Source organism: Leptonema illini DSM 21528, assembly GCF_000243335.1.
GTDB lineage: Bacteria > Spirochaetota > Leptospiria > Leptospirales > Leptonemataceae > Leptonema > Leptonema illini.
On sequence record NZ_JH597773.1, the window covers coordinates 2019030 to 2043900 of the forward strand.

The 24871-nt window shown below is 55.1% G+C and carries 23 protein-coding genes; 12 read left to right on the forward strand and 11 right to left on the reverse strand.

The genetic code is table 11. The features are described from left to right. Positions 1-63: 63 nt before the first annotated feature. Positions 64-1194: a metallophosphoesterase gene (locus LEPIL_RS09280; protein WP_002772116.1), complete on the forward strand. Its 1131-nt coding sequence runs from the start codon at positions 64-66 to the stop codon at positions 1192-1194. Positions 1195-1689: 495 nt separating this feature from the next. On the opposite strand, the gene LEPIL_RS09285 is transcribed toward LEPIL_RS09280, so the two are convergent. From LEPIL_RS09285 to LEPIL_RS09295, 3 genes are read right to left on the reverse strand one after another with little or no spacing between them, the layout of a single operon-like run. Further along, positions 1690-2211, reverse strand: a complete 522-nt coding sequence (locus tag LEPIL_RS09285; RefSeq protein WP_002772117.1) for a phospholipase D family protein — start codon at positions 2209-2211, stop codon at positions 1690-1692. Positions 2212-2245: 34 nt separating this feature from the next. Continuing rightward, positions 2246-3502, reverse strand: coding sequence for a tetratricopeptide repeat protein (locus LEPIL_RS09290; RefSeq protein ID WP_002772119.1), 1257 nt, complete (start codon positions 3500-3502; stop codon positions 2246-2248). A 32-nt stretch (positions 3503-3534) separates the two neighbouring features. Then, complete coding sequence (locus LEPIL_RS09295; protein WP_002772125.1) at positions 3535-4851, reverse strand: ATP-binding protein; 1317 nt, start codon at positions 4849-4851, stop codon at positions 3535-3537. A 237-nt stretch (positions 4852-5088) separates the two neighbouring features. Here LEPIL_RS09295 and LEPIL_RS09300 point away from each other — a divergent pair, with 237 nt between their 5' ends. From LEPIL_RS09300 to LEPIL_RS21935, 5 genes are all read left to right on the forward strand, one after another. Further along, on the forward strand, positions 5089-5571 hold the full coding sequence (locus LEPIL_RS09300; RefSeq protein ID WP_002772127.1) for a glutathione peroxidase: 483 nt from the start codon (positions 5089-5091) through the stop codon (positions 5569-5571). Between the two features lie 16 nt (positions 5572-5587). Further along, positions 5588-6028 carry a MarR family winged helix-turn-helix transcriptional regulator gene (locus LEPIL_RS09305; protein WP_002772140.1) on the forward strand — a complete coding sequence of 147 codons (441 nt, stop codon included), beginning with the start codon at positions 5588-5590 and terminating at the stop codon, positions 6026-6028. A 31-nt stretch (positions 6029-6059) separates the two neighbouring features. Continuing rightward, a complete protein-coding gene (locus LEPIL_RS09310; protein ID WP_002772141.1) occupies positions 6060-6719 on the forward strand; it encodes a Crp/Fnr family transcriptional regulator in 660 nt (219 codons plus the stop codon). A gap of 98 nt (positions 6720-6817) precedes the next feature. After that, the gene (locus LEPIL_RS22935) at positions 6818-6994 is read left to right on the forward strand and encodes a YgaP family membrane protein (protein ID WP_002772143.1); all 177 of its coding nucleotides are present in this window, start codon (positions 6818-6820) and stop codon (positions 6992-6994) included. Continuing rightward, positions 6991-8292, forward strand: coding sequence for an MFS transporter (locus tag LEPIL_RS21935; RefSeq protein WP_052608262.1), 1302 nt, complete (start codon positions 6991-6993; stop codon positions 8290-8292). The genes LEPIL_RS22935 and LEPIL_RS21935 overlap by 4 nt, the downstream gene beginning before the upstream one ends. A gap of 101 nt (positions 8293-8393) precedes the next feature. Here the strand turns inward: LEPIL_RS21935 and LEPIL_RS09320 are convergent, their stop codons facing one another. From LEPIL_RS09320 to LEPIL_RS09335, 4 genes are all read right to left on the reverse strand, one after another. Then, a complete protein-coding gene (locus tag LEPIL_RS09320; protein WP_002772147.1) occupies positions 8394-9791 on the reverse strand; it encodes an NAD(P)/FAD-dependent oxidoreductase in 1398 nt (465 codons plus the stop codon). A 23-nt stretch (positions 9792-9814) separates the two neighbouring features. Then, positions 9815-11497 (reverse strand): serine hydrolase family protein, encoded by a 1683-nt coding sequence (locus LEPIL_RS09325; RefSeq protein WP_002772149.1) that lies wholly within the window; start codon positions 11495-11497, stop codon positions 9815-9817. Between the two features lie 103 nt (positions 11498-11600). Then, positions 11601-12608 carry a hypothetical protein gene (locus LEPIL_RS09330; RefSeq protein ID WP_002772150.1) on the reverse strand — a complete coding sequence of 336 codons (1008 nt, stop codon included), beginning with the start codon at positions 12606-12608 and terminating at the stop codon, positions 11601-11603. Then, positions 12608-13384 carry a hypothetical protein gene (locus tag LEPIL_RS09335; RefSeq protein ID WP_143464754.1) on the reverse strand — a complete coding sequence of 259 codons (777 nt, stop codon included), beginning with the start codon at positions 13382-13384 and terminating at the stop codon, positions 12608-12610. Before LEPIL_RS09335 ends, LEPIL_RS09330 begins: the two co-directional genes overlap by 1 nt. A gap of 172 nt (positions 13385-13556) precedes the next feature. Between LEPIL_RS09335 and LEPIL_RS09340 the strand changes: the two genes are divergently transcribed. After that, positions 13557-14543 carry a hypothetical protein gene (locus LEPIL_RS09340; protein ID WP_002772152.1) on the forward strand — a complete coding sequence of 329 codons (987 nt, stop codon included), beginning with the start codon at positions 13557-13559 and terminating at the stop codon, positions 14541-14543. A gap of 47 nt (positions 14544-14590) precedes the next feature. Here the strand turns inward: LEPIL_RS09340 and LEPIL_RS09345 are convergent, their stop codons facing one another. Continuing rightward, the gene (locus LEPIL_RS09345) at positions 14591-14977 is read right to left on the reverse strand and encodes an HNH endonuclease (protein ID WP_002772153.1); all 387 of its coding nucleotides are present in this window, start codon (positions 14975-14977) and stop codon (positions 14591-14593) included. A 217-nt stretch (positions 14978-15194) separates the two neighbouring features. Then, positions 15195-16202 carry an IS5-like element ISLil2 family transposase gene (locus LEPIL_RS09350; RefSeq protein WP_002769088.1) on the reverse strand — a complete coding sequence of 336 codons (1008 nt, stop codon included), beginning with the start codon at positions 16200-16202 and terminating at the stop codon, positions 15195-15197. A 121-nt stretch (positions 16203-16323) separates the two neighbouring features. Between LEPIL_RS09350 and LEPIL_RS09355 the strand changes: the two genes are divergently transcribed. Both LEPIL_RS09355 and LEPIL_RS09360 read left to right on the forward strand, forming a co-directional pair. Then, complete coding sequence (locus tag LEPIL_RS09355; protein WP_002772154.1) at positions 16324-17313, forward strand: IS5-like element ISLil3 family transposase; 990 nt, start codon at positions 16324-16326, stop codon at positions 17311-17313. A gap of 261 nt (positions 17314-17574) precedes the next feature. Continuing rightward, positions 17575-19452 carry an adenylate/guanylate cyclase domain-containing protein gene (locus LEPIL_RS09360; protein WP_002772155.1) on the forward strand — a complete coding sequence of 626 codons (1878 nt, stop codon included), beginning with the start codon at positions 17575-17577 and terminating at the stop codon, positions 19450-19452. On the opposite strand, the gene tilS is transcribed toward LEPIL_RS09360, so the two are convergent. After that, positions 19421-20668, reverse strand: a complete 1248-nt coding sequence (tilS, locus tag LEPIL_RS21940; RefSeq protein WP_002772156.1) for a tRNA lysidine(34) synthetase TilS — start codon at positions 20666-20668, stop codon at positions 19421-19423. The two genes, LEPIL_RS09360 and tilS, sit on opposite strands and share 32 nt — an antisense overlap. Before the next feature lie 134 nt (positions 20669-20802). Here tilS and LEPIL_RS09370 point away from each other — a divergent pair, with 134 nt between their 5' ends. Together LEPIL_RS09370 and manA are read left to right on the forward strand one after the other, a co-directional pair. After that, entirely contained in the window at positions 20803-21027 is a 225-nt protein-coding gene (locus LEPIL_RS09370) for a hypothetical protein (protein WP_002772157.1), read from the forward strand. 2 nt (positions 21028-21029) lie between these two features. Beyond that, complete coding sequence (gene manA / locus LEPIL_RS09375; RefSeq protein ID WP_002772158.1) at positions 21030-22313, forward strand: mannose-6-phosphate isomerase, class I; 1284 nt, start codon at positions 21030-21032, stop codon at positions 22311-22313. Positions 22314-22515: 202 nt separating this feature from the next. Here the strand turns inward: manA and LEPIL_RS09380 are convergent, their stop codons facing one another. After that, entirely contained in the window at positions 22516-23166 is a 651-nt protein-coding gene (locus tag LEPIL_RS09380; RefSeq protein WP_002772166.1) for an RDD family protein, read from the reverse strand. Positions 23167-23630: 464 nt separating this feature from the next. Between LEPIL_RS09380 and LEPIL_RS09385 the strand changes: the two genes are divergently transcribed. After that, complete coding sequence (locus LEPIL_RS09385) at positions 23631-24755, forward strand: DegT/DnrJ/EryC1/StrS family aminotransferase (protein ID WP_002772168.1); 1125 nt, start codon at positions 23631-23633, stop codon at positions 24753-24755. Positions 24756-24871: the final 116 nt, after the last annotated feature.

A 24871-nucleotide genomic window follows, 5' to 3' on the forward strand; every position in this document is an offset into this window, starting at 1 on the left:
CGCACAGATCCGTCATACTTTTCTCGTTTTCGCCGGAGCCTGTTTTTGATTTCTTAGCTTATCGTGCGTACAATCATCTTCTTTTCCATTTTCGTAACCATCTTCGCTCTGATGAACGCCTACGTTCATTTTCGCTTTGTGCAGCGGCTTGCCATACCCGACATCTACCGACACATTGGAACAGGCCTTGTCGTATTCCTGTTCGTCTGTCAGCTGATGTATGCGGCCTCCTTTCGCTTTGACGTGTTTCCGGGAACGGTCTTCCTCGTGCTTGGCACGGCCATCGGTTTTTCTTTCATGCTCTTTGTCGTCGCCCTCGGATACGATTTCTTACGCACGGCAACCGATCTCATCCTGCGACCGAACGGCGGACGACTGCGCCTCGCCCTTGATGGCGTCGCCCTGCTCGTGATGAGCGTGTATCTTGTGTCGGGCCTCGTGGGCGGGATGCGCGATCCGGCCTGGGTGCACGTGCGCGTGCCGGTTTCTGTTCCGGAGCATAAGGCCTTTCATATCGTTCAGCTCAGCGACGTGCACGTCGGTCATGTGATCAAGAAGCCCTTTGTCGAACGTCTTGTGGCTCGAATCAACGAAAGCGTGCCCGATATCGTCGTGATCACCGGAGACCTGGTCGATCGCGATCCCGATAGCATCGCCGACGATCTCGCCCCACTTGCCGGCCTGAAAACGCGCTACGGCGTCTATTTTGCCGCCGGCAATCACGAATACTTTCATCGTCCACTGCGTTCTCTTGAGATCCTGCGCGGACTTGGCGTCAAAGTACTCGATGACGAGTCCACCGTCCTTCGCGACGAGTCTGGCAGGGCCATCCTCAACATCGTAGGGCTTCGCGATCCCGTCGGTCGCAGCATGCAAATCCTGCTGCCCGATCCCGATAAGGCATTCGCCTCTGTTAACAGGGATCTGCCGACGATCGTTCTTGCCCATCAGCCCGTCTGGATCAACGAAATCGAACGCTTCCAGCCCGACCTCGTTCTCTCGGGCCACACACACGGCGGCCAGATCTTCCCGTTCTCGTATCTTGTGTACTTGAATCAGCCCTATTTGAACGGCCTGCACTCTTATCAGGACGGTCGCTATATCTATATCAGCAGAGGAACGGGCTTCTGGGGCCCACCGATCCGCGTTCTTGCGCAGAGCGAGATCACGGAGCTTGTTTTGAGTGAGGAATAAGAGCCAGATGTGGTTAACCTCAGAGGGCACGGAGGACGCGGAGGGAAGAAAAGGGACCTGAGGAGTTAGTCCTTGGATTGGCAGCGGATCTTCGTGGATTTTAATAGAAAGGCGAAAACCGTTAAACCACGGAGGCACGGAGGAGGAAGAGAGGTGGAAGGAGAAGATTTTTTGGTCCACGAAAAACGCGAAAAGCGCGAAAGAAAATCAGGACAGGGACAGGAAAGCAACGCAATTTAGCGGTCTACTGATTGCCAGTCATAAAGGACATCGGAATTCCCGTTTTTCAGGTTTGCGCCCTCCGTGGTCATCCCTCCTCTCCGGATCTATTCCGCGCCTTTCATGCTCACCCTTTCTTCCCCGACTTTCTCCGTGCCTCCGTGGTCACCCATCTTCCCCGGATTTCCTCCGCTCTCTCAGCGTCCTCCGCGGTTACCTTCTCCCCCGGATTTCCTCCGCGCTCTCAGCGCCCTCCGCGGTTAACCACTCCCCCTCTCACACAATCGGATCAGGGCAGGTCTTACGATGCCCGCATTTCTCGCAGTGTGCTCCCATCCAGACACGATCAAACTGATTCATGATCGCCTGAACGAACTGCCGATCGGTTGTGATAAAGCCCGATTCAAAGTTACGCCGGTTCGGGCTTTTCATGCCCAGGCCGGCGCCGGTGAGGTTCGCCGATCCTGAGTAGGCGAAAGTTCCGTCGATAATCACATGCTTGAAATGGATGCGCGGACAGAGCACGCGCTCCATCTGCTCCCAGAGTCGTGGATATTTATCAAAGCTTGCGCGAAAGCGCGGGCCCGGCTCTTTTGCATGGGCAAGGCGGATGGCCACACCCTTTGCGACGATGGCATCAAGGATGGCCAGGAACGATCGGCTGCCGCGCGCCGTTTTCACGTGCAGATCCTTGATGTCGGCGGTGCCGATCCAGACGAACTTGCTGGCCTTCGCTACGGGCCCGATAACGCGCTCATAGAGCTCGGCATCGGTGATGAATTCGGTCGAGCCGGTCATCCGATAGACGTCAGGATAGGTGCGAGATTCCAGCTCACACGTTATCCTCTTTGATCAGAATAAAATTGGCCACCCACTGAAACACGAAGAATCCGACAAGAAACGCAGCCGTCATTATATTGAAGATCTCCCCCTTTATAAAAACAAGAGAGATACCGGCGACCCCGATAGCGGCAAGCACCGCCGTATACACCGGAAGCACGTACTTTGACTTCGCCGGAGAAAGCATCGAGCCGCACGGAACCATCATAAGGAAACCGAAGACGGCCAGCGTCAGGTAACGCTGATCTGAGAGGGCGAAGAAAAGGGCGATGCCTGCCAGAAAAAGAAGAAGCGAGAGTCCGACGAAATTGGCGCTCCAGCGTTCCTTCTTATCAAGAAGCAGGCGACCGTATTTGTTCAGGCGAAGAAAGAGGTTGCCGATGGGATTGATCACCCACGTAGAGAAGGCCAGGAGCGTCAGACCGACGATTACGGGAATGAGGTACGGCTGCCATGCTTCGTTACGCTGTGCGATCGCTCGCAGACCGCGAACCCCCAGGAAGAAGCCGATCAATACGGCCCACTGCCCTTTTGCCGAGAGCTTTCCCATAAAGAAGCTGTATTTCAGATAGAGCCGATAGAACAGGCTTCGAGCCTTCAGCGCCTCAAGAAGCCCGGACTGGGCAAGCGAGAAATCCGGATCTTTCTGCAAGGCCTCTTTAAAATGTTCGAGCGCCTTTCTGTGATCCCCTTTTTCAAGAAGCCCCCAGCCATAGTTCGTATGCGTGAAGGCGTTTTCGGGATCTTCGCGAAGCGCCCCTTCGATCGTGGCAAACGATTCCTGTTTGCGGTTCAGCTTCAAAAGGGCGCTGCTTCGCGTATTCAACGCCAGCAGATTCTCGGCGTCGATGGCCAGCGCCTCTTCGGCCAGTTGCAGCGCCTGTTCGAACTGTTTTCGCGCAAGCTTCACCTGCCCGAGCAGAGCGAAGAAATCTGCGTCATAGGGATCGAGCTCTATGGCCTGTTTCAGATCTCGCTCGGCGTCGTCAAAGCGATCGAGCTGTATCTCTGCACGAGCCCTGATGTAAAACAGAAGGGCGTTATCGGGCTCGTATCCGATCGCGTTATTCACGACAAGCAGAGCGGCCTGATGTTTATCCTGCTGGATATTGATCTCGGCCAGCATGGCCAGGTAATCGGCGTTTGTATGATCGCCGGCAAGCAAGTCCCGCAGCAACTGCTCGGCCTGTACGTACTTCTTCTGCTGAACGAGGATCTGTATCTTTGAGATATGATTCTGTGTTTCCATTCCGTGCTCCGCCGTGTTTTATTGCCGTCCGATTATTTTTTGATCTTCAGATACGCGAGGATGTCGTCGTACAGACCGCCGTCGTTGGCGAACAGGGCGAAATTCTTCGCCGTCATAAACCAGTCCTGCGTGCTCGGCTTATGCTTTTTCAGCGCCTGCTGAAGATCCTTTGTTCCGATGGGCTTCGGGATGCCGTCGACAAAGGCCGATTCAAGCTTTGCCTCAATGGCGATGTCGATGACGGCGTCGATATCGGCGCCTGAATACTTCTCCATCTTCGCGGCCAGAGAGCGAAAGTCGATCGTATCGACGGGTCGGTTCTTCAGCTTCAGACGCAATATGGATTCGCGCGTCTCTTCGTCGGGCGGTGGAATGAAGATGATGCGATCAAAGCGTCCGGGACGACGAAACGCCGGATCCAGATTCCACGGCGTATTCGTCGCTCCGAGCACAAGCACGCCTTCGTTCGTGCTGTCGACTCCGTCAAGCTCCTGTAAGAACTGATTGATGAGGTGCCGGCCAGCCGATTGCTTCATATCGCTCCGGCTCGCTCCAAGGGCGTCGATCTCGTCGATAAAAAGAACGCAGGGAGTATTGCGTCTGGCAAGCTCGAAGATCTCATGCAGATTCTTCTCGCTGTTGCCGATCCACATATCGAGGATGTCGTTAAGCGTAACGCTAATAAAGCGGGCGTTAACCTCGCCGGCCGTCGCCCTTGCGATATGCGTCTTGCCGCATCCGGGCGGTCCGTATAAAAGAATGCCGCCGCCGGCCTTCTTGCCGTAGGCCTTATACAGCTCCGGATGCAGAAGCGGTCGGATGATCTTCATCTCGATCTCTTTTTTCACCGACTGCATGCCGCCGACATCGGCGAAGCGTATGTCGGGGCGTTCGAGAAAACGCTCGCTATCATCGCCGCTCGATGTGGCGTCGCTCATGCTTCCGCTTGAACGAAAACGCAGCTCGGAATCCAGCTCTTCGTCGGCAAAGGACGGATCAATGGCAAGGATGTGCCGGTAAACCTCGACGGCTCGGCCGATTGCGTTCTCTTTAAGAAGGCCGCGCGCATAGAGCGTCAGCGTATCAAGCGTCGCCTCCCCCGAAGATTCGGCAAGGGCCTCTTCAAGAATAAGATTACAGGCCGAGTAGTTCCCCCTGCTGAAAAAGATCTTCGCCAGTCCCGGTTTAGCCTTCGGATGTCGCCCCTGATCGAGAATGACATACTGCCGTTCGGCCTCGTCCAGCCTGCCAAGCATCAGCAGGGTGTCGGCCAGGAGCAATCTGAGAGGCAGATTATCGGGAGAATGCTTGAGAGCCTCTTCAAGGGAGTTGATTGTTTCTTCGTTCATAGATCGATACCCGCCGCAATCCGAAAAGCACATGCATGCAGTTTCTGGACGGACTGTAGATTTTTCATCCTATAAGGGGTTGTCTCGCCCGGCATCTGGCCGGTCAAACAAAAAAGCCCTCCGGATTCCGGACGCCTGCTCGTACGCTGACGCACGGGCTCCAGACAGGAAAAAAAGACGAGACGCTTGTCGAGCCCAGGATTAGATTGTATACAATCTAATTTAACAGGAGTCACTATGTCACTGCATGAATTAACAGCGACCCGCAACGACGGAAAAGAAGAAGGCCTGGATTCTTATAAAGGCAAGGTGCTGCTCGTGGTGAACACGGCGTCGCAGTGCGGATTCACACCGCAATACAAAGGATTGCAGGAGCTTTATACGAAGCACAGAGAAAAAGGCTTTGAGGTTCTCGGCTTTCCCTGCGACCAGTTCGGCCATCAGGAGCCGGGATCTGACGAAGAGATTCACAGCTTCTGCGAGCGCAATTTCGGCGTTACGTTCCCGCTTTTCAAGAAGATCGAGGTAAACGGCGACAACACACATCCGGTATTTGAATACTTAAAGAAAAACGCTCCGGGCCTTCTCGGGCAGCGCATCAAATGGAACTTCACGAAGTTCCTGGTCGATGGTCAAGGCAAGGTGATCAAACGATATGCGCCGACGACGACGCCTGAAAAGATCGAGTCCGACATTAAAGAACTTCTTGAAGCGAAGTAAGGGCAACGTAAGACAGATGGCCGATTCGCTCGCCCTCGAGAATCAGATCTGCTTTCCCGTATATGCAAGCTCGCGGCTGATGACGGCGCTTTACCAGCCGCTGCTAACCGAGATCGGGCTGACGTATCCGCGTTACCTCGTCATGCTTGTTCTGTGGGAGCAGGACGGCATCGCGTTGAAAGAGATCGGACGTCGGCTGCTTCTTGATTCGGGTACGCTTACGCCGCTTCTGCGGGCACTCGAAAAACAGGGGCTGCTGAAACGTCGTAAAGACCCTGATGATGAGCGTAGCCTGATCGTGCTTCTTACGGCAAAAGGCAGGGCCCTTCGCGAAAAGGCTGCCTGTATTCCCGAGCAGCTTCTGAAAAAAACCGGTGCATCTCCATCGGATGTTGTTCGCTTGAAGAAAGAGCTGGATCGCCTGCTTTTCACTCTGCAAGAAGCGGTTTCTGTTTGACGCCTGAAGCCGTTAGCGGCCTCTTAATAAGGTGCAGCCGGAATCCATCTTTCCCTTTCTTGCAGAGGCGCCGGCCGACTTCCGTCGCAGCTTCACGGCGTCTTTGATCCCGAAGCGTATTGCAAAAGGCGAATCGCTGGCCATGCAGGCCGATCTATGTTCTTACCTGCCTTTTGTGGCGCAGGGATCGGTGCGCGTCTTTCGCGTCGGCGAATCGGGCCGCGAGATCAACCTCTATCGCATTGAAGAAGGCGAAAGCTGCGTCATCACCGCCTTCTGCATTCTGAATCAGGAGGCCTTCCCTGCCTTTGCGACAGCCGAGCTTGATACCGATCTCTTTCTGCTGCCGGCCTCTTCTTTTCACGGCTGGATGAACCGCCACGAGTTCTTTCGATCCTACGTCTTCTCGCTCTTTTCGCGCAGATTCGCCTCCATCCTCACGTCTATCGAAGAGATCGCCTTCGGTCGCATGGACGAGCGCCTGGCGACGTTACTCCTGCGCTTCGACGAAGACGAGATCCAGCGCACGCATCAGGAGCTGGCTCATGAGTTAAGCACGGCCCGCGAAGTGGTCAGCCGTCTCTTGAAAGACTTTGAACGCGACGGCCTGCTTACGCTTTCACGGGGGCGCATCCGCATCGTCGACCGCGCCGGGCTGAAAAAAAGATGCGATTTTTTACCCGATCGGTGATCTGATCACAGACAGATTCTAAAGTCCGTGTTACTATAATCTTATGAACCCGCCACCGGCCTGAAAGGCGTGGAGCGAGAATCAAAGGGAGGAATGCTATGTCACAGAATGTAGGTGGAGTGGATCGTATCGTTCGTATCGTCGCCGGATTGGCCATCATCGCCGCCGGTATCTATTTCCAGAACTGGTGGGGTGTCGTCGGCGTCGTTCCGCTTCTTACGGGCTCGCTGGGATGGTGCCCGGCCTATCTGCCGTTCAAGATCAGCACGAAGTGAGATTCCACACTCGCCTGCTCGATGCCTTTCGCGGCGCGGGCGGGCGAAATGTTTTCTTGCTCGGGCTCGTCAGCTTTTTCACAGACGTTTCGAGCGAGATGATCTATCCGCTATTGCCCGTCTTCCTGGCCGCCCTTGCACCGGCGCAGACGGCGCTTTTTATCGGCCTGATGGACGGCCTGGCGGAAAGCACGTCCGCCCTGCTTAAAATCATCGCCGGAAGCCTGAGCGACCGTATGCAGAATCGCAGGCTGCCCGCCATCATCGGTTACGCCATTTCAACGTTTTCAAGGCCGGCGATGGCCCTTGCAGGCGGCCCTCTTGCCGTCGTCACTCTCAGGTTTGCCGACCGTATCGGTAAGGGAATCCGCACACCGGGACGCGACGCCCTGATTCGCGAATCGGCACCGCCCGAATACCGCGGCCTTGCCTTCAGCTTTCACCGAGCGATGGACCATGCCGGAGCCGTTCTCGGCCCGATCCTTGCCCTGCTTATTCTGATGCTTCTTACGGTTCTCTCGCCTCACGGCAATTCGGCTAACGATCAAGAAGCCGGATCTCTCAACAGCGCATTGCTTTTCTCAACAGGCGAAGGGGCGGTGCCCGTAGAGCACCTGCGCACGGTATTTCTGATCGCACTTCTTCCGGGATTGTTTGCCCTGCTTGCTCTTTTTTTTGTTCGAGAACCACGACATGAAAAAGCGTCACGACATGATCGGAACGGTTCGCTGCCGCGATCGTTCTATGGCTTTGCCTTCTCCGTTTTCATTTTTACGTTAAGCAACAGCTCCGACCTGTTTCTCGTTTACCTGGCAGCCACGCGCTTTCAGGCGTCCTCCGCCGCACTGCTTCTGCTCTGGGTCGGGCTTCATATTACAAAGATCGTCTTTTCGCTGCCCGGAGGATCGTTATCCGACCGGCTCGGCCGCCGTCCCGTTATCATCGCCGGATGGCTTGTGTATGCGGCCGTATATGCGGGCTTCGCCTTCGCAACGGAGTTCCGATTTTACCTGCTATTTCTGTTTCTGTACGGCGCCTATTACGGACTCACCGAAGGCGCCGAGAAGGCCGCCGTCGCCGACTATGTCAGCGCAGCTCGCAGCGGAAGGGCCTTTGGAATCTATCATGCTGCCGTCGGGTTCGCTGCTCTGCCGGCCAGCCTGCTCTTCGGCTGGATCTGGACGGCCTTCAACGCAGAGACAGCCTTCTTAACAGGGGCCCTGATCGCCGTCGGAGCCGCCGTTCTTCTTGTGTTTGTGCCTCGCCCGGAAGTCGCGCACAGTCACGAAGGACCTTAAAGCCCGAAAGCGATGCGAATTCGTGTCGTCACCTTCGCTACAGGGATAACCCTTGCTATCAATAAGCGATTCCGGGGTTTTATTCAGACTTTGCGAGGCTATTAACGGCTTTTAGCCTTCTTTTTCGCGCTTGCCGTTTTTTTAGCGGCCCCGCCCACCGACTTCTTCTGACCGGCCTTCAACGAAGCCATGCGAGCCTCTCGCTGTCGGTCAAGCGTCGCCTCAAGTTCGCGCGTCTTCCAGATCTTCGAACGAATGAGGCGAGCTCCACGGCGGAAGTTAAAATACGACCATCCCCACTGGAAGAGGACCATGACGCGATTGCGAAAGCTGATCAGGTAGGCGATATGAACGACGATCCACATCAGCCAGGCGAGAAAGCCCGTTAACCGCATACTGCCCGATTGCACAACGGCATCGGTGCGACCGATCGTCGCCATGATACCTTTATCAAAATAAACGAAGGGTTTGCGCTCTTTGCCTTTTACCTCGGCGATGATGTTCTTCGCTACATGCTTGCCCTGTTGGATGGCGACCGGAGCGAGCCCCGGAAGCGCCTTCCCGTCAGCCGTGTGACTGAAAGAGGCTTGATCGCCGACGACAAAGACGTCGGGCGATCCGGGGATGCTCATGTCGGCCTCGACGATGACGCGACTCTGGCGGTCGAGCTCGACGCCAAGCGTGCGGTTCATGCCGTTGCCGAGAACGCCGGCCGCCCACAGAATCGTGCGCGCCCTGATATTCTCGCCGCCGGCGATGACGCCATCGGAGCGCACCTCAGTCACAGATGTATTCGTCCAGATCGTTACGCCCAGTCGTTCGAGCTCGCGTGCCGCATGCTCCGAAAGATCGGCGTCAAAGGCAGGCAAAATGCGCGGACCGGCCTCAATAAGTATGATACGCGTTCGCTTCGGATTGATATTGCGAAAGTTAGATTCAAGCGTATAACGACTGATCTCGCCCAGCGCCCCGGCAAGCTCCACGCCCGTCGGACCGCCGCCAACGACGATAAACGTAAGATACTCTTTCTGCCGGTCGACGTTCTCTTCGCGCTCGGCGAGTTCATAAGAGAGAAATACGCGACGCCGGATCTCCGTCGCCTCTTCGATGGACTTCAGGCCGGGAGCGTTATCCTCCCAGTCGTCGCGACCGAAGTAGCTGTGCGTCGCTCCACAGGCGAGAATCAGATAATCATACGAGATCTCGCGATAATCACAGACGACTTTTTTATTCTGACGATCGATGCTGAGAACGGGAGCGAGTATAACCTCGATATTCTCAAACTCAGAAACGATGGAACGGATGGGAACGGCAATATCGGCGGGGCTGATCGCCGCCATCGCCACCTGATAGAGAAGCGGCTGAAACAGATGGTGATTCCGGCGATCGATGACGGTAACGCGAATGCCAGGTCGGTCTCCCAGCTCTTTCGCCGCATTCAGGCCGGCGAATCCGCCGCCTACTATCACAACGTGGACAATATTATTTTCAGTGCTCATACGCCTACCTGTGCCGCTTTCTGTTAACCGTTCTGGCCCGATTTGATATAGTTTCTTTTTCTAAGATAAATCAGAAGAACCAACAATGCAAAGACAAAAATGGTGAAGGCGAAGCCGACGATCCGGCCCCAGATCGAATCACCCCACATAACGCGCTGATAGGCGACCTGGTCGGTATAGAAACCGACGATATTCATGCCCTCGCCCTCTTTCTGTTCGATAAACTTAACCTTCCAGCCCGACATGGCCGCCCTTCCCGTCGCCTTGAAGACGAAGGGCTCCGTATCGGGCACGAGGAAGATCGGAATCTCGCGGTCATAGAAGCCGGCGATCTCAAGGCGATGCTCGGAGTTCAATCGCACACGCACGTCGCCCATAAAGGCGAAGTTCTCGCGCTTGCGCGGAAGGATGCCCTCGGGCCGGTAGGTTCCTTCGATTTTATGCAGATAAGCCTCAAGCCTCGTAGCATCGCCGCCAAACCAGGAGAGTAGCGTAGTATTCCATTCGCCGTTTGCCTGTAGCCTGTCATTCTCGGGCGGAGAGCATTCGGTGAAAAGATCGAGTAGAATACGCTCTGACAGCCGATGAAGCAGGGCCATATCATCGGCGTTAGCCAGAAGCGCCATGCCCCTTCCATCGGGGGAGAAAAGCACGAATGAAGCGAAGCCCGGGAACCGCGAAGATTGTTCATAGACTACGAGAGCCTCACCCTTTGCGCTGCAAAGTCGACGGGCATGAAACGGACCGCTCACACCACCGAGCGACGGATCATACGTGAAATACGATCCGAAGGGAAGGTCTTCGCGGCCTTCTTCTGAGGTCGTGGCCGCTCGTCCTGCAAGCTCTTTCAAAAGCGTGGCCACATCGCGGGCATTGCTGACCATGCCATAGATACCGGGATACACAATATGCGGATGACGTATCTTAACGGGTCTTTCTTCTGACGTATAACCATCGCTTGCCTTTTCAAGAAGCTTTTCATAACTCTCGGGCGCTCCCGAAACGATCAGGCTGTGTTTCATGCCCTGATTGCGCATCGTCTGCGATAGCATCTCTTCGATCGTCTGCCCGCGAACGCTGGCCAGATAATCGAGAAGCAGCTGCATGCCCTCTGACGAAAAGGCGATGCGCGAATACGGGGTTTCGTCGGCGGCAAGGGACTTCGACAGTACGGCCGGATCAATCGCCGACGACGCGATACCCGAGCGCGAAGGCGGAAGCCCCGAGACCGAATGATAGAGATTTAAGAGAAATGCGCGATCGACGTTCAATCCTTCGAAGATCTCTTTTCCTCGCAGCGGACCTCTGCGCGTATCGACCGGCATCTGCATCAGATTGCCGGGCCGATGAATGGATTCCTGAAATCGAGCATAGATCAAGAGAGCCTGGTCGTGAGACGTAAAGCCTTCGCGTATCGAGAGCGTCTCTTTGCGCATCTCTTCTTCAAGCAGAAGAGGAAGCAGAGCCGTGCTCAGCTCTCCCGTAAAAAAAAGCGTATCATCCGTGACATCGGCCTCGCCGGTCGTTCCAAACGAGAGTGCAAGCTCGCGACCCGGCCTGAAAACGACGATCTGCAATCCCGGAACGTGCCGCGACGTCATGAGCGAGGGAGCGAGCGATTTGAGCGTCTCAGAAAGGTCTCTTGCCTCGGCAGACTGCAAAGAGAGCCCGGCCAGCATGGCGAAAAGCAGAACTCGTTTCTTCATTATTCAAACTCCCTCAATGTATCTTTCAATAAGAGTCGCGTCCGTTTGATTTCTATGGAAATCAAACGCGGGTGCTCATATGCCGGGGCTAATCCGTCGATCGTCAGTCCACAAAATCGGGCGCCTTCTCTTCGGCAAAGCGGATTAAATCAGGCAGTAGCGAAAGGTCGACGCCCTTCCAGTATATATTCCATACTGATCTGCGCTGAAAACCGTCGGCGATCTTTTCATACCAGCGATGGATGGAATTCGTGCGTCTCGATCTCCAGAAAAGCGCTCCGGTCTCGGCAAGCACGCGCTGCCATAGATCCTGCGCCACGCCCGATCCGCGCGCATCGACGCCGACGGCGAACTTAGATAGATAGAGGCCGTACTGTGTAGCCTCGAGAAGAACCGCTCCGGTGAACTGCTCTTCTATATAGAAGTCAGAGACGCGATCAAACAGATTCACATCGGCAAGCGCGCGCCCGAAGCTCTGTTCGATCAGCATATGAAGCCTTTCTTTTTGGTCGGATGTGAGCTTTCGGTAATGGACGATCACCGTCGGACGCCTGAAAAGCGTTCCTGCTCCTTTCACCGTAAAGATCTCTTTCAACAGATTGGCCGGAGTACAGACGGAAAGATGCAGATCACGCTGACGTTCAAGCATCTGAAAGGCCAGAGCGGTTAACATCCTATCTTCGGCATCGACAGGCTCATCGGGAGCACATACGGCAAGAGCTGAGCCCTCGTTTGCGATCATGCCGCGACGACGCAAGAAGTGAATGCGCCGCACGCCCTGCGCCACAAGGTCGTGAAGAGCATTGATGAGCGAAGTCTCTTCACTGATCACAGGCACATCCGATCCGCTCTGCGCAAGCTCATGCTGAAAGGCCTGTGAGAATTGCACAGCCGTTCCTGTAAGTAAAAGCGCCGGACGCAGTCCGAGTCTTGAGAGCGATTTCAGCTGAAAGAGCAGAAGCTCGAATTCAAGGCGACAGCTTACCGCATCTGGCACGATCAACGCGAAGAAGGCTCCCCCCTCGGATCGAAAGCGGCGAAGGTAATGCTCCACCTCCTGGCTGCGGCCGATGCTTTCGAGAAAGAGCTTTGCTGTGTCAGAGAAGAACATTAACGACTCAAATAATCCGGATCAAAAAGCGACGGGTCGGGGCGAAACTTCGGATCATAGATGCGCGTTTCAAACCGAGCGACAGAGGCGCGCCGCAAATCCATCATCTCATACAGCGCGGGAAAATCAGACACAAACTGGCGGTTCGTCTTCCATTCAAGAAGCGGCCTGCCCTGCCCGAACTCCAGCACGCGAAGCAAGATGCCCCGTTCCTTCACCTCCACACGTGCCGGTCGGCCTGCGGAGTCAATCCCGATGCTCAATTGCGGCTCTTCGGTCTCAAGAAGCGTGCAATCGATCATCGTCCAATCCGGCCGAAGCGAATCCACTCGCCAGGAATGAGGCTTCAGGTTTGCAGCAAACCAGGGATAAAAGAAATCGACGGGCGAGAATCCCATCGCCGATAGAGGATCAAAGCGCTGCGACGCCTCGGGCCGTGTAAGCTGGCGGCGCGGAACGTCGAATATCCATACCTGCATGCCCCGGCCCGTCCAGAGCAGACGCAACTCCTCGGCCCGGCGAGCGGAGCGAATCGTCATATAGGCCTGCGGCGAACGCACAATGAGCTCGAAATCCTGCACGACGGTCGGCTCGTCGCGGCGCAGAAGCGTCAGAGTTCCGCGATAGAGGCCGTCGGGACGTGTGAGAGAACGGTCGAGGCCTTCCAGAACCTGCTGCAACGTGCGCCCGTCTGGAAAGGGCTTCGAAATCCGCTGCTCTTGCTCGCCGTCGACGGGGATGCCATCGGGCCATGCCTGCGCCGAAACCCTGGACACAATAAAAAATACTGAAAAAAAGAGCAGCAAAAAAGACATAATCCGACGACTTGCGGACGCGAAAAAGATTGCACGCCTCGCTTGCATGGGATGAGAATACTTCGGTCGTTGCATGCTGTCTTGTATTTCGTCGAAAAGCATGCAGCTCTGAACCACAGGAGGAACCACAGATATGAAAAAGACCTCATTGAGAGTTATTCTCTCCAGAGCCTTTGTTGCCCTCGCGGCCATGATGCTCTCTGCGCCGATTTTCGCCGACAAGATCCGCCTCAACGTAGGATACTGGCCCGGCGAGATGGAACCCGAACTTGAAGACCGCTTCTTGCTTGATGATCTCATCGGCCAGGGCGATCTCAACCTCGGCTGGACCGGCAAACAAACAAACACGATATGGCCTCTTGGGTTTCAGTACCATAAGGCGATGGGCAGCGGCACGCTAATTCTCAGCGCAAACTATACGCGCTACATGCCCGAATACAAATACAACTCGCTTCCGCTCAATTTCAACAGCGTTAAGCTTGTTGAGCTGAAAAACTACGTAAGCACGGACTGGGACGGTGAGGCCGGCTACCAGATCGAGGTCGGCAAATCGGGCCTTTTCCTGACTCCTAAACTCGGCTTCCGCTGGCATAACACAAGCTATGAATACAGCGCCGTTCAGATCGGCGGCACCGTCGGCACGACGATCGGCGATAACAATTTCGAAGCAAGCGCTCGCGGAACGTACGCAGGTTTAGGCGTGCAGTTCTATTTACAGAAGAATATGTCGATCATCGGCGAGTTTGCGACCACGTCGATCTTCCCGAACTTCGGCGGCTCGATGACCTACCAGACGACCTTTGTTTCACTGGGCGGCTCGAACCAGATCGACATCACCGATCAGGAAGCGAGCTATGAAATACAGATCAACCGCTGGATGCTGGGATTCCAGTATGACCATACGGCCGATCTGCACTTTCAGGTGGGACTGCGTCAGGAAGAGCAGATCCACTCCTACCCGGGATTCTTCGGCATGAACTTCTCGATCATTAACAACAACGCCGGCTTTAACGGCGTCGATGCCACAGAGATCATCACCGACATGATCTTCTGGGAATCCGAAAAGACGCAGAAGAAAGGCCTGTTCTTCTTCGCCGTCAGCTACGACATCAACATCTGATCGGTTAAAGATGACGGTCGATACCGGAGGGCCCTGCGGGGCCCTTTTTATTTCTGCTCTCCGTCTGAACGGGTGGATGGACCTTCTCCATCATCAGCGGCGTTAACTGACTGCGCCTTCTCGCGTTCGGCGCGCTCCTTTGCGATCAGATCGGCGAACTCCGCCGGCATGAGATACTTCTTTCGGTTATTGCATTCTTTGCAGCAGGGTACGATGTTCTCTTTGGTCGAAGAGCCGCCTCTCGATAGCGGGATCAGATGATCCATCGTCAGCTCATTGGGCTTGAACTTGCGCCGGCAGTAATAGCAGATGCCGTCGGATCGTTTGCGATTCCACCAGCCCGAATCACGCAGCTTCTTCGCCTTCTCTTTCTCACGCTGCACATGCTTTGCATCGGGCGCAAAAAAGGGATCAAATCCTGGCTCGGCATTCATCAAACGTCAGAATCCCGCCGGAATTCGCAGAAACAAGCGCGAATCAGGAGTGGTGGCGGGCCGTCCTTCCCCGTATTCAAGCAACTCTCAGCGGAATCTCATCTGCCAGCATCGGGCACAATGTGACATAACGTTCGTCCTGTAGTCTTGGCTTTGTTGTATTGAAACGGTCAGTAGAGTGCGAACTTCCATGCTCAGTCGTTTTAACATTGAGTCTTCAGGTTTTTATCGGAACAGAAACGGGCTTGCCGAGCTGATTGAGCTTGTTCAACAACCGGCTTCTCAAGAGAACTTCGGCTTGCTGGTTTGGGAAATTACGAGCGGCCATCCTTTCTCCGAATACTGTTTTGTAACGAAAGAAAGTCATTTCTACGAGTGATCGCTTATGATAGTCGCTTTCCTTCTTCCATGCTGCTCGGGTCTTCTCTCTCACAGCCCTGATAGTATCATCCCTCTGCCAGGATATCTTGAACCTTTCCGCATTTGAATACTTTTCATCGAGCGTCACTGCATGTTCGCGGGGTGGAACGATCACATTGATTCCGTTGATGCGGGCGGTATTGTAAACAGCATGAGTATCATAGGCTCCGTCGCCCCTGAACGACTTTATTTTCACGCCTGACGAAATCAAATCTCGCATCGCCTTTACCGCTTCTTTGCTGTCGCCGCTATCCTCATTATTGCTTGTTAACTCGGCATAAACTATCTCGCCGGAATTAACGTCGATTCCGATATGCAGTTTTCGCCACGTACGACGTTTTGAGGGACCATGCTTTCTGGTCATCCATTCACCGTCGCCATAGACTTTCAGCCCCGTCGAATCCATAACCAGATCCACGCCTTTTTTCATAGCCTTTGAGGCATTGATCGGCTTCATCTTGATCCCCGCCTGTCTTCTGCAAACCTGTGAATAATCGGGCACTTGCAGATCCAGCTTTAGCATCGTGAATAGCGACCTTACAAAACCGGTGGTCTGGCGAAGAGGGAATTTGAACAGGCCCCGGAGAGTCAGCATGAACTCAATTGCCTGGTCCGAATAAACAGGCTGATGGCCGCGTCCTCTATGACGGTATTCCGCTGCCCAGGTCGTGCTGATATCATCTGAGATCCATACGGTCAGGCTTCCCCGGTTCACGAGGGCCTGGTTATATTCCCGCCAGTTCTTTACACGATAACGTGTTTTCTCTTTTGCTTCGGTCTGTGTTTCAGCTTTTTTCCGGGCCATGCGTTCAGTTTATACGACTCATTGCAGGGTACAAGCATTTTCAGTACAACAAAGCCGTAGTCTTTGGCTTTGTTGCGCAAAAAAGGCTTGTACTGTGCGGCCCTAGCGACATAACGATATTATGAGCGCATTGCGGATAAAGGGAAAGCAAGATCCAAAGGTTCCCTATCGAGTTCTGAACTGGAGAGATTACAACAGAGGGCTCGTTAAGCGAGGGGATCTCTGTCTCTGGATAGAGGATGGAATTGAGGATCGCTGGTATTCCGTGGAAACACCGAATCGCCGGGGAAGAAGAGATAAATACTCTGATGCTGCTATTGAATGCGTTCTCGTTTTGAAGAGTCTCTTCGGGCTGCCTCTACGGCAAACAACGGGGCTGCTGGCATCGCTTTTCAAGCTCTCCGGATTGGATCTGGAAGTACCGGATTACAGTCGAATCTCACGCAGACAGGGTCGGCTCTCCCCTTCTATCAAATTGCCGAAGGGAATCCGATCAAAACCAATTCATCTTGTACTCGACGGAACGGGGCTCAAGGTTTTCGGCGAAGGCGAATGGAAAGTTCGCGAGCACGGTGCGGGGAAACGAAGGACATGGCGCAAGCTTCATCTTGCCATTGATGCAGGTAGCGGACAGATACTGACTGCGTTACTAACCCAGCGTGATACTCACGATGCGGAGCCCGCACCCGATATCATTCGATCACTCGTAAAGCAAGGCTATGACATAAAGGATTTTCGCGGGGATGGAGCGTACGATGCTCATAGAGTGTTTCTGACATGCTTGCAGCATGGAATCAAAGCCATTATTCCAAGCAGGGAAGGAGCCATTCTATCAAGCGAAAAATACGAGAATGCCATGGATAATACCTGGCCACGCGATGAAATCGTGAAAAGAATTCGGGAAATCGGAAAAGGAGGTTGGAAGACAGAGAGCGGATATTTCAAACGATCACTTGTAGAAATGGCAATCTATCGCTACAAGCGAACGTTCGGTGACCGCCTGAGCGCTCGTAACCTTGAGAATCAGCGAGTAGAGGTCACATTGCGGGCCTCTATGCTTAATAAAATGATCAAGACGGCTAAACCGAAGTCAGAGAAGCGGATCAGGTAATAAACGTTCTGGAATTGAAATCCGGGAGGCTATTGGCTCGGATAATCTTTGCGCAACAAAGTCGTAGTCTTTTCGCGTTAGTCAATGTCTCCTGCGCATCTCCCTTACAACCCTGACCATTCGGTCCCGCTCGAACCAGGCCTGGTGCTCAACCAGACTACAAAGCGTCACCCGCCACGCGCATTGCCGAGAGCGAGTGCGAACAGAATTTATTTTCGATTGACGAAAGCCTGCTGTGGCGCCTTACAGTCTGTCCACGCCATGCGATACCTTCTACTATTTCTCTTTCTGCCCTCCGCCTTGCTTGCAGCCCCGACGGCCGTGCAGGGCAAGCTGGATCTGCATGCATGGGATCTGAATGACCCGGTTCAGCTTTTCGGCCAGTGGGATTTTTACGCGAACGAATTCCTCTCTCCCGATTCCCTGAAAGAGGCGCCGCCGGCCGCACATTATATCGACGTGCCGTCGTTCTGGAACGGCTACGACTATGACGGGCGTATCCTCGACGGTCATGGATACGCCACCTACAGGCTTCAGGTGAGCGGGGATTTCGCAGGAAAGCCGATGGGTCTTCATATCGCCGATATGCAAAGCGCCTATGAGCTCTATGTCGACGGACAGCTGATCGCTTCAGCGGGAAAGCCGGGCACGTCGGCTGAGACGGCCATTGCTCGATGGGCGCCGCAGGTCGCCTACTTTCAGCCGGCGACGAATACGATCGACCTTGTTCTGCATATCTCAAACTACGAACACAGACAGGGCGGAACCTGGGCCTATTTTACTTTCGGCAGCGCGAAGGCCATCGCCTACGAACGAGACCTGTCCGTTGCCTTCGATCTCTTTCTTGCCGGAAGCCTGCTTATCATGGCTTTCTATCACCTGGGCCTGTTTGCTCTGCGCAACGAGGATCGCTCGGCCCTCTACTTCGGTCTTTTCTGTCTTATCACGACTCTTCGCATTCTGGTCAGCGGAGAACGCGTTCTAACGACTTTTCTGCCTGAGATGTCGTTTGCCATCCAGCTGAGAATTGAGTATCTGTCGATGGCCCTCGGACTTCCGCTTTTCACCGCATACATTAGAAATCTATATCCCGATACGGCGAAGTGGCAGTATTTCATCGTAACGGACGTGATCGCCGGCGTCGCCGCGGCGATCATACTCTTTCTGCCGACAGACATTTTCAACCACACGTCCGTTCCGCTGCAGCTGACGATCATGGCAGTTTCCATCATCATATTCACAGTGATGATTCAGACGATTCGCAAGGGCAGAGACGGCGCCATACCGGCCGTTGCCGGCATGGTCTTCCTGCTGTTCTGCCTGATCAACGATATTGCTTATGTGCACGGCTACATTCAGAGCATCAACCTTTATCCTTTCGGGCTCTTTGTATTCATCTTTTCACAATCCTTCAATCTCTCTTTGATCTTCTCGCGGGCCTTTCGTTCCGTGGAGCGTCTGTCGACCGATCTCGCGTTAACAAACGACTCTTACAGCCGTTTTGTGCCGCGCGAATTCCTGAGGCATCTCAATAAACAGGACATCCGCGAGATCGAACTCGGCGATCAGGTCGAAGGCGATATGACGGTGCTTTTCAGCGACATCCGTTCGTTTACAAGCAGATCCGAAAAGATGACGCCGCAGGAATGCTTTCAGTTCTTGAACGATTATCTCGGTCGCGTTAGCCCCGTCGTGCGATCCTACGGCGGATTCATCGATAAGTTTATAGGCGACGCCATCATGCCCATCTTTCCCGATTCGCCGAATAACGCCGTGCGCGCCGCCATCGAGATGCAGAAAGAGGTCGCACGTATGAACGAACGCGGCACGGAGCCGCTTCAGATCGGCATCGGCATTCACACAGGCAGGCTTGCGCTCGGAACAATCGGCGAGCGAGATCGCATGGAAGGCACCGTCATCTCCGATGCTGTCAATCTCGCCTCACGGCTGCAGGATCTCACGAAAAAACTGCAGAGCCCTATCATTCTTTCAGAGACGACGTATAACCAGATCTCGCATCGCGAAGGCATGCGCTATCTGGGAAGTGTGCGCGTCAAAGGCAAGTCAGAGCTGACGCGCATCTATGCCGTCGACCTGGATCTGCCGGTCACGGCTGCCGATCAAAACGCACGTCTTTAACGCCGACGACGGCGCCACAGATGCGTACGACTCTGCCATCCTCGACGATGAGCGGCACGACGGAGCGCAGTGGTAGCGGAATCGCCTCCCGCAGAAAGATCTCTTTCAGCTTTGTGCCCGTCGTCGTTCGCATGCCCGGCTCAAAAAAAGCGACCGTCTGCCGTTCGCCTTTCGCGTAACGGAATATTCGCCGACCGTGAATTATAAACTCCCGCTCATCCTCCGTGTATGCCGGACGTTTCAACATTGCAGCGTCGGATCGAAAGATCCAGATCGCATCGCCTGCCGAACAGAGAATCCAGTCTTTCGTCTGCACATTCAGCCGGCCGCTCAGGGATTGCTTCATGATCTCGCCCAATACGCCCGAGTCGGCGCTGCCCTGCACGGGCTTCAGCGCAAGCCGCAGCAATGCGCGATCAAGTAGGTGCTTCACCTCTCCCGCCGAAGCCCCCTCAAACAGGGCAAAGGGCAACACAAGATGCTCTATAGTCGGGGCGGCGGCTAACGTAGTGCGACCGAAACGCTCACCGGCATGCAACCGACGCCAGAGAGCGCCCGGCTCCCATCCCTCGTCTTTCAGCGCGGGCACGACGGTGTGGCGTAGACGATTGCGTCGATACTCATCTGACCGATTCGTCGGATCTTCCCGATACGCGATTCCGTGCTCTTTCGCATAACTCTCCAGATCGGCCCGCGTCGTTTTAAGCAGAGGGCGAAAAAGGGAGATAGTCTCTTTGCGCGAAAGCGGCAGCTCGATAAACGACGGCATTAGAAAAGCCCTGTCCGTCGCCCCGCGCATCATCTTCAGCAAAACGGATTCGGCGTAATCATCGGCATGATGCGCCGTCACTCCGACATACGGCAGGCCGATCTGTCGACCGATGCGCGACATGCGACGGTAACGCGCAAGGCGACCGGCCTCTTCAAGATTGAATCCGCCGCGATGCGCAAGCACTCGCAGACGAATGCGATCGCTGTATAACGGCAGGCCAAGCGTCGCGGCCAGACGCTCCACAAAGCGGGCGTCGCGGGCCGACGAGAGGCGCAGTCCATGATCGAGATGAAACAGAACGGGCGACTCGTCCAGCTCGCCGGCATGAAAAAGCTCGCTGTAAAGATGCGCAAGCACGACGGAATCCAGCCCGCCTGAACATCCGACGATATACACAAGCGTGCGATCGGGTAAAAGATCGGTCGCTGTCAGCCCCGGAAGCATGAACGTTCAAGCTCTGTAAGTCTTCAGGCGAAGCAAGCCTTTCTCAATCATGCGCTCCCCTCTGCATTTTCGACGGGCAATTTCTTCTGGCATTTTCCTATTGAAATCTATTGCCCTTTGATTTCCCTGGATCTGTGGGACTCATCGAGCGCATCCGAAATCTCATACAGGGCGATCTGACCTCTCTCTTTACAGATCCGTCGGCCGGACTGTGGAAGGCCTTTCTCTATTTAAGCTTTCTTGCTTTTGTCGTCTTGCTCTTTACCGCGCAGCTGCTGCCGGATTGGTCTTTTCCCTTTCGCAGATTCGCCCCCGAAAGCCCCGCCCCGACCGTGCCGGGCCCCGTCCATAACATCTGATCATGAATCCGCAAGATAAGCGTCCCGTTTTTTATCGATTGCTGCCCGCCGTTCAGGGCTACGAATGGGGAAACTCCGACGGCCTCATACATCGACTGATCGAGAAGCGCACCGGCGAGAAGGTCGAGCCGCGTCCGATTGCCGAGATGTGGAAGGGAGCGCATCCCTCCGCCCCGTCGCGTATCGTCGGCCATCACTTCAGCATCAAGCCCGGGCAGCTGTACGCCGAAGAGATGGCGCTGAACGACGCGATAAAACAGGACCCCGGCCACTTCCTCGGTCGATTGCATGAAAAGGGTTATACGACCCTGCCCTTTCTCTTTAAAGTGCTCGATGCGGCCAAACCGCTCTCGATTCAGGCGCACCCCGATAAACAGAGGGCCGAGCAGCTGCATCGCGATGATCCCGCGCATTATCCTGACGACAATCACAAGCCCGAGCTTGCCATATCGCTCGGCCATTTCGAGGCAATGGCCGGCTTTCGCCCGATCGCAGAACTGCACCATGAGGCCGACCGGCTGCCGCCGCTTGCCGCCGTATGCGGACTTACGCGCAACACGCCCGATGCATCTGAAGATATCAGCCGCCTGCCCGCCAGCGAGCAGCTGCGAAGCATCTACGGCCGTATCATGCAGGCCGATGCGGCGACGATACGCCGGCATGCCACCGATCTGCTTCATATGCTGGGACAGCTTCGCGCATCGGAACGCGATAACTGGTTCGTACGTCTTGTCGAATTCTACGGCCCTGAAGATCCGGGCATCTTCGCCATCTATCTGCTTAACTATTTGAAGCTTGAAGCGGGCGAGGCGATCTATCTCGGTCCAAACGAGCCGCATGCCTATTTAAAAGGTCAGATCCTCGAATGCATGGCCTCGTCGGATAACGTCGTCCGCGGCGGCCTCACGCCGAAATTCAAGGATCTGCCTACGCTTCTTTCGATGCTCACCTACGACGACAGTCCGGGTCGCATTCTGCTTCCCGCTCCGGAAGGTCCGCTGCCCTACCCCGCCACGTATCCCGTGCCTGTGAAGGATTTTCGCGTCAGCCTGCTTCACCGCCCCGAACAGCCCGTCGCTTATGTTCCCCTCCGTCCGTTATCCATCGTTCTGCTTCTTGAAGGCAGGGCCGTTCTGCGTGCGCGCCAGGGAGATCAGGAACGCACGGAACAGATCGCCGAAGCGGAGGCGCTCTTTATTCCCGGCGACCTCGAAAGCCGCGGCGTTCAGCTCTTTTTAGAGCCCGAAGCCGATTCGCGCATCTACGAAGCAAGTACGGCACTCTAAGCTCCGGTTGCACCTCACGCCTCACACCGCAGGTGCTGCTTTGTTGAATGGTTGAGCACCAGGCCTGGTTCGAGCCGGTGCGGGTGGAGCGGAACTCGTGATATGGCACTCCTGGCATCGATTGGTGCAGCCGGTTGGGGTTAGACGGGAGGAATGACGGCAATGCGGGTGTTCCAGGAGCCCGCCCATCCCAGCGTTCCGCTCAAACATCGGCATGAAAACGTATAACGACAGTGCCGGCCAGGAAATCATGAAGGGCCTGCCCCTTCTTATTAAACAGAATCGGCAGACAGTCTGCCACAAGCCAGGATGTGTGCATAAGAATCGTCCACGATACGGCCACCTCCAGATCTCCATCCAGCCCCCAGGTCAGCGCCACAATCAGGGCAAGCAGAACCGGTACGATCCCGCGAATGAAGGATTGTTTCCACGTGACGGGCTCGTCCTCTTCAGTTGAGACGACCTTCACATGCAAGAAGAATTTGCCGATCGTCTGGCCATAGACGGCGATCAGGACAATGGCATAGAGTGCAGGCGAAAAAGTGAGCAGCATCTGAATTCTCATGGGCTCCATTTCTATCAAGGAGCTCAGCCAGAGGCCTGCTATCCAGTTAAGGCCGAACACGACAAGCATATCAACGACGGCGGCAGCAAATCGCCTCAGTGCTGTTTGATACCTTTGAGGCTCTGCAGACGCCCGTTCGTTCCCCTTCAGTACTTTCAGGGCCTCGTATCTTTCTATTACAAGCAGGTACCGCTCGGATTGACTGTCTCTGTCTATCGTGCGAAGTATTTGAGTCAGCTCTGATAACGATAGGGTCTCGAGATAGGTTCGATACTTTTCTTCAGACATTTTCCGCTTCCGGAAGTATGCAGGCATCGAGTATACAATTGCGTCAAGCGATACGCAATGGCGCACAGATTTAATGCGAACATAACAAGATTATGTCGCGCCCGGATACATTGGCCTCAACGCCTTCCCCTGTCGTGCCCGGATACATTGGCCTCAACGCTTTCCCCTGTCGCGCCCGTTCACATCGCCTCACCGCTTTCGCCTGTCGCACCCGGCCATCGGCCTCAACGCTTTCTCCTCCCACGCCCTGTCCCCTTCAACGCCTTCTCCCGTCGCACCCGTCCGCCTCACCGGTATTCCAGGGTTCTCCGTCCAACCTGCCGCCCCCTCTTTTTCCCGCTTGACAGGAAATACGACATAATACGATTATTTGCGCACAGGCAGAATGCCTGTCGACTTTCTGGCGGGAAAATGCTTCCCGAATTCAGGCGGTCGGTCTTACTATTATATAAAGAGGGATGCCGATGAGCAGCTCCATTTCGGGAATATACAAATCCGGTTCACGGGCACGGGCTATCGAACCGGCACGGTCCAAATCGATTGAGGCCAGCCGCCCTGCTCTGTCAAGAGAAGAGCTGGAGGCCGTTTTACAGTGCCTGATCGAAGATCAGATCGGATCAGGCTCCGTCACAGAGCGCCTTGAGAAGGCGCTTGCCGAGGCCGTCGGTCATAAAAAGGCCCTTGCGGTGAACTCGCCTGCGGCCGCCTATCATCTCGCTTTTCTCGCACTGGAAGCCGGTCCGACAACGACGGTCTGGATGAACGCCCTGACCTCTGTGGCCGCCCTTGATGCGGCTCGCTATACGGGCGCCTCCGTGCGATTGCTCGATGCGGGTCGGGATAGCTTTCATCCGGCGCCAGAGGCCATTCAGGCGATGCTGGAAGAGCTTAACCAGGGCGATGTCTTTATTCTCGATCATGTCTATGGAAGCCCCTGCGAGTTCGGCCTTGATGATCTGCGCGCAAAGGGAGTGCGTATCATCGAAGATATTACCGGAGTGCTGGGCTCGACGATGGCGACGGGCGAATCCTTCGGTCAGGCAGGCGATATCATGCTCTGCGGCCTTGCCGAAGACGATATGATCACGACCGGCAACGGAGCCTTCCTCTGTGCCGCGCAGAATGCGATTTTCAAGAAGATGGCCGCCCTGCGTTACGGCGAGAGCCGCGATCCGCATGGCATCGCCTACGATTATCGCCTTGAGGATTTTCAGGCGGCGATGGGCCTTCACCAGCTTTCGAGGCTCGGACAGATGGTCAGTCGTCGCAAGAAGATCGGCGTGAAATACCTCGAAACGCTGCGTCTCACGAAGCATCAGTCCTGCTTCAAGAATCCGGGCCCTGATTCCTATCATCGGATGCCTGTGGTCGTAGCCCGGCCTCAGGAAGAGGTGATGCGCTACTTCAAGGCGCTTCAAATCGGCGTGCAGCGCATCCCCACTCCGCTGCATCATTTTCTGTCCATGCCGCCCATGGAGTTCCCGAATGCCGAGCGCCTGTTCCGTCGGGCGATCTGTATTCCGGTGTATCCGGCGCTGACGGCAAACAACGTGGAGCGCATCGCCGGATCGGTGAGAAATCTGATCTGAAATTCTGGTTGACGTTTCGATCAATTGTCCTCATCTACGAGGAAAGACGAACCGGTGTTGAATCCGGCCGTCAAACAGAGGCTCAGATGCTTTCTGTGAACAAGAAGATACGGAGG

Bases quoted from the DNA above. Each gene is read 5' to 3' on its own strand.
- LEPIL_RS09285 (WP_002772117.1), bottom strand. From the start codon at position 2,211: ATGACCGGCTCGACCGAATTCATCACCGATGCCGAGCTCTATGAGCGC.
- LEPIL_RS09290 (WP_002772119.1), bottom strand. From the start codon at position 3,502: ATGGAAACACAGAATCATATCTCAAAGATACAGATCCTCGTTCAGCAG.
- LEPIL_RS09295 (WP_002772125.1), bottom strand. From the start codon at position 4,851: ATGAACGAAGAAACAATCAACTCCCTTGAAGAGGCTCTCAAGCATTCT.
- LEPIL_RS09300 (WP_002772127.1), top strand. From the start codon at position 5,089: ATGTCACTGCATGAATTAACAGCGACCCGCAACGACGGAAAAGAAGAA.
- LEPIL_RS09305 (WP_002772140.1), top strand. From the start codon at position 5,588: ATGGCCGATTCGCTCGCCCTCGAGAATCAGATCTGCTTTCCCGTATAT.
- LEPIL_RS22935 (WP_002772143.1), top strand. From the start codon at position 6,818: ATGTCACAGAATGTAGGTGGAGTGGATCGTATCGTTCGTATCGTCGCC.
- LEPIL_RS09320 (WP_002772147.1), bottom strand. From the start codon at position 9,791: ATGAGCACTGAAAATAATATTGTCCACGTTGTGATAGTAGGCGGCGGA.
- LEPIL_RS09325 (WP_002772149.1), bottom strand. From the start codon at position 11,497: ATGAAGAAACGAGTTCTGCTTTTCGCCATGCTGGCCGGGCTCTCTTTG.
- LEPIL_RS09330 (WP_002772150.1), bottom strand. From the start codon at position 12,608: ATGTTCTTCTCTGACACAGCAAAGCTCTTTCTCGAAAGCATCGGCCGC.
- LEPIL_RS09340 (WP_002772152.1), top strand. From the start codon at position 13,557: ATGAAAAAGACCTCATTGAGAGTTATTCTCTCCAGAGCCTTTGTTGCC.
- LEPIL_RS09345 (WP_002772153.1), bottom strand. From the start codon at position 14,977: ATGAATGCCGAGCCAGGATTTGATCCCTTTTTTGCGCCCGATGCAAAG.
- LEPIL_RS09350 (WP_002769088.1), bottom strand. From the start codon at position 16,202: ATGGCCCGGAAAAAAGCTGAAACACAGACCGAAGCAAAAGAGAAAACA.
- LEPIL_RS09355 (WP_002772154.1), top strand. From the start codon at position 16,324: ATGAGCGCATTGCGGATAAAGGGAAAGCAAGATCCAAAGGTTCCCTAT.
- LEPIL_RS09360 (WP_002772155.1), top strand. From the start codon at position 17,575: ATGCGATACCTTCTACTATTTCTCTTTCTGCCCTCCGCCTTGCTTGCA.
- tilS (WP_002772156.1), bottom strand. From the start codon at position 20,668: ATGCTTCCGGGGCTGACAGCGACCGATCTTTTACCCGATCGCACGCTT.
- manA (WP_002772158.1), top strand. From the start codon at position 21,030: ATGAATCCGCAAGATAAGCGTCCCGTTTTTTATCGATTGCTGCCCGCC.
- LEPIL_RS09380 (WP_002772166.1), bottom strand. From the start codon at position 23,166: ATGTCTGAAGAAAAGTATCGAACCTATCTCGAGACCCTATCGTTATCA.
- LEPIL_RS09385 (WP_002772168.1), top strand. From the start codon at position 23,631: ATGAGCAGCTCCATTTCGGGAATATACAAATCCGGTTCACGGGCACGG.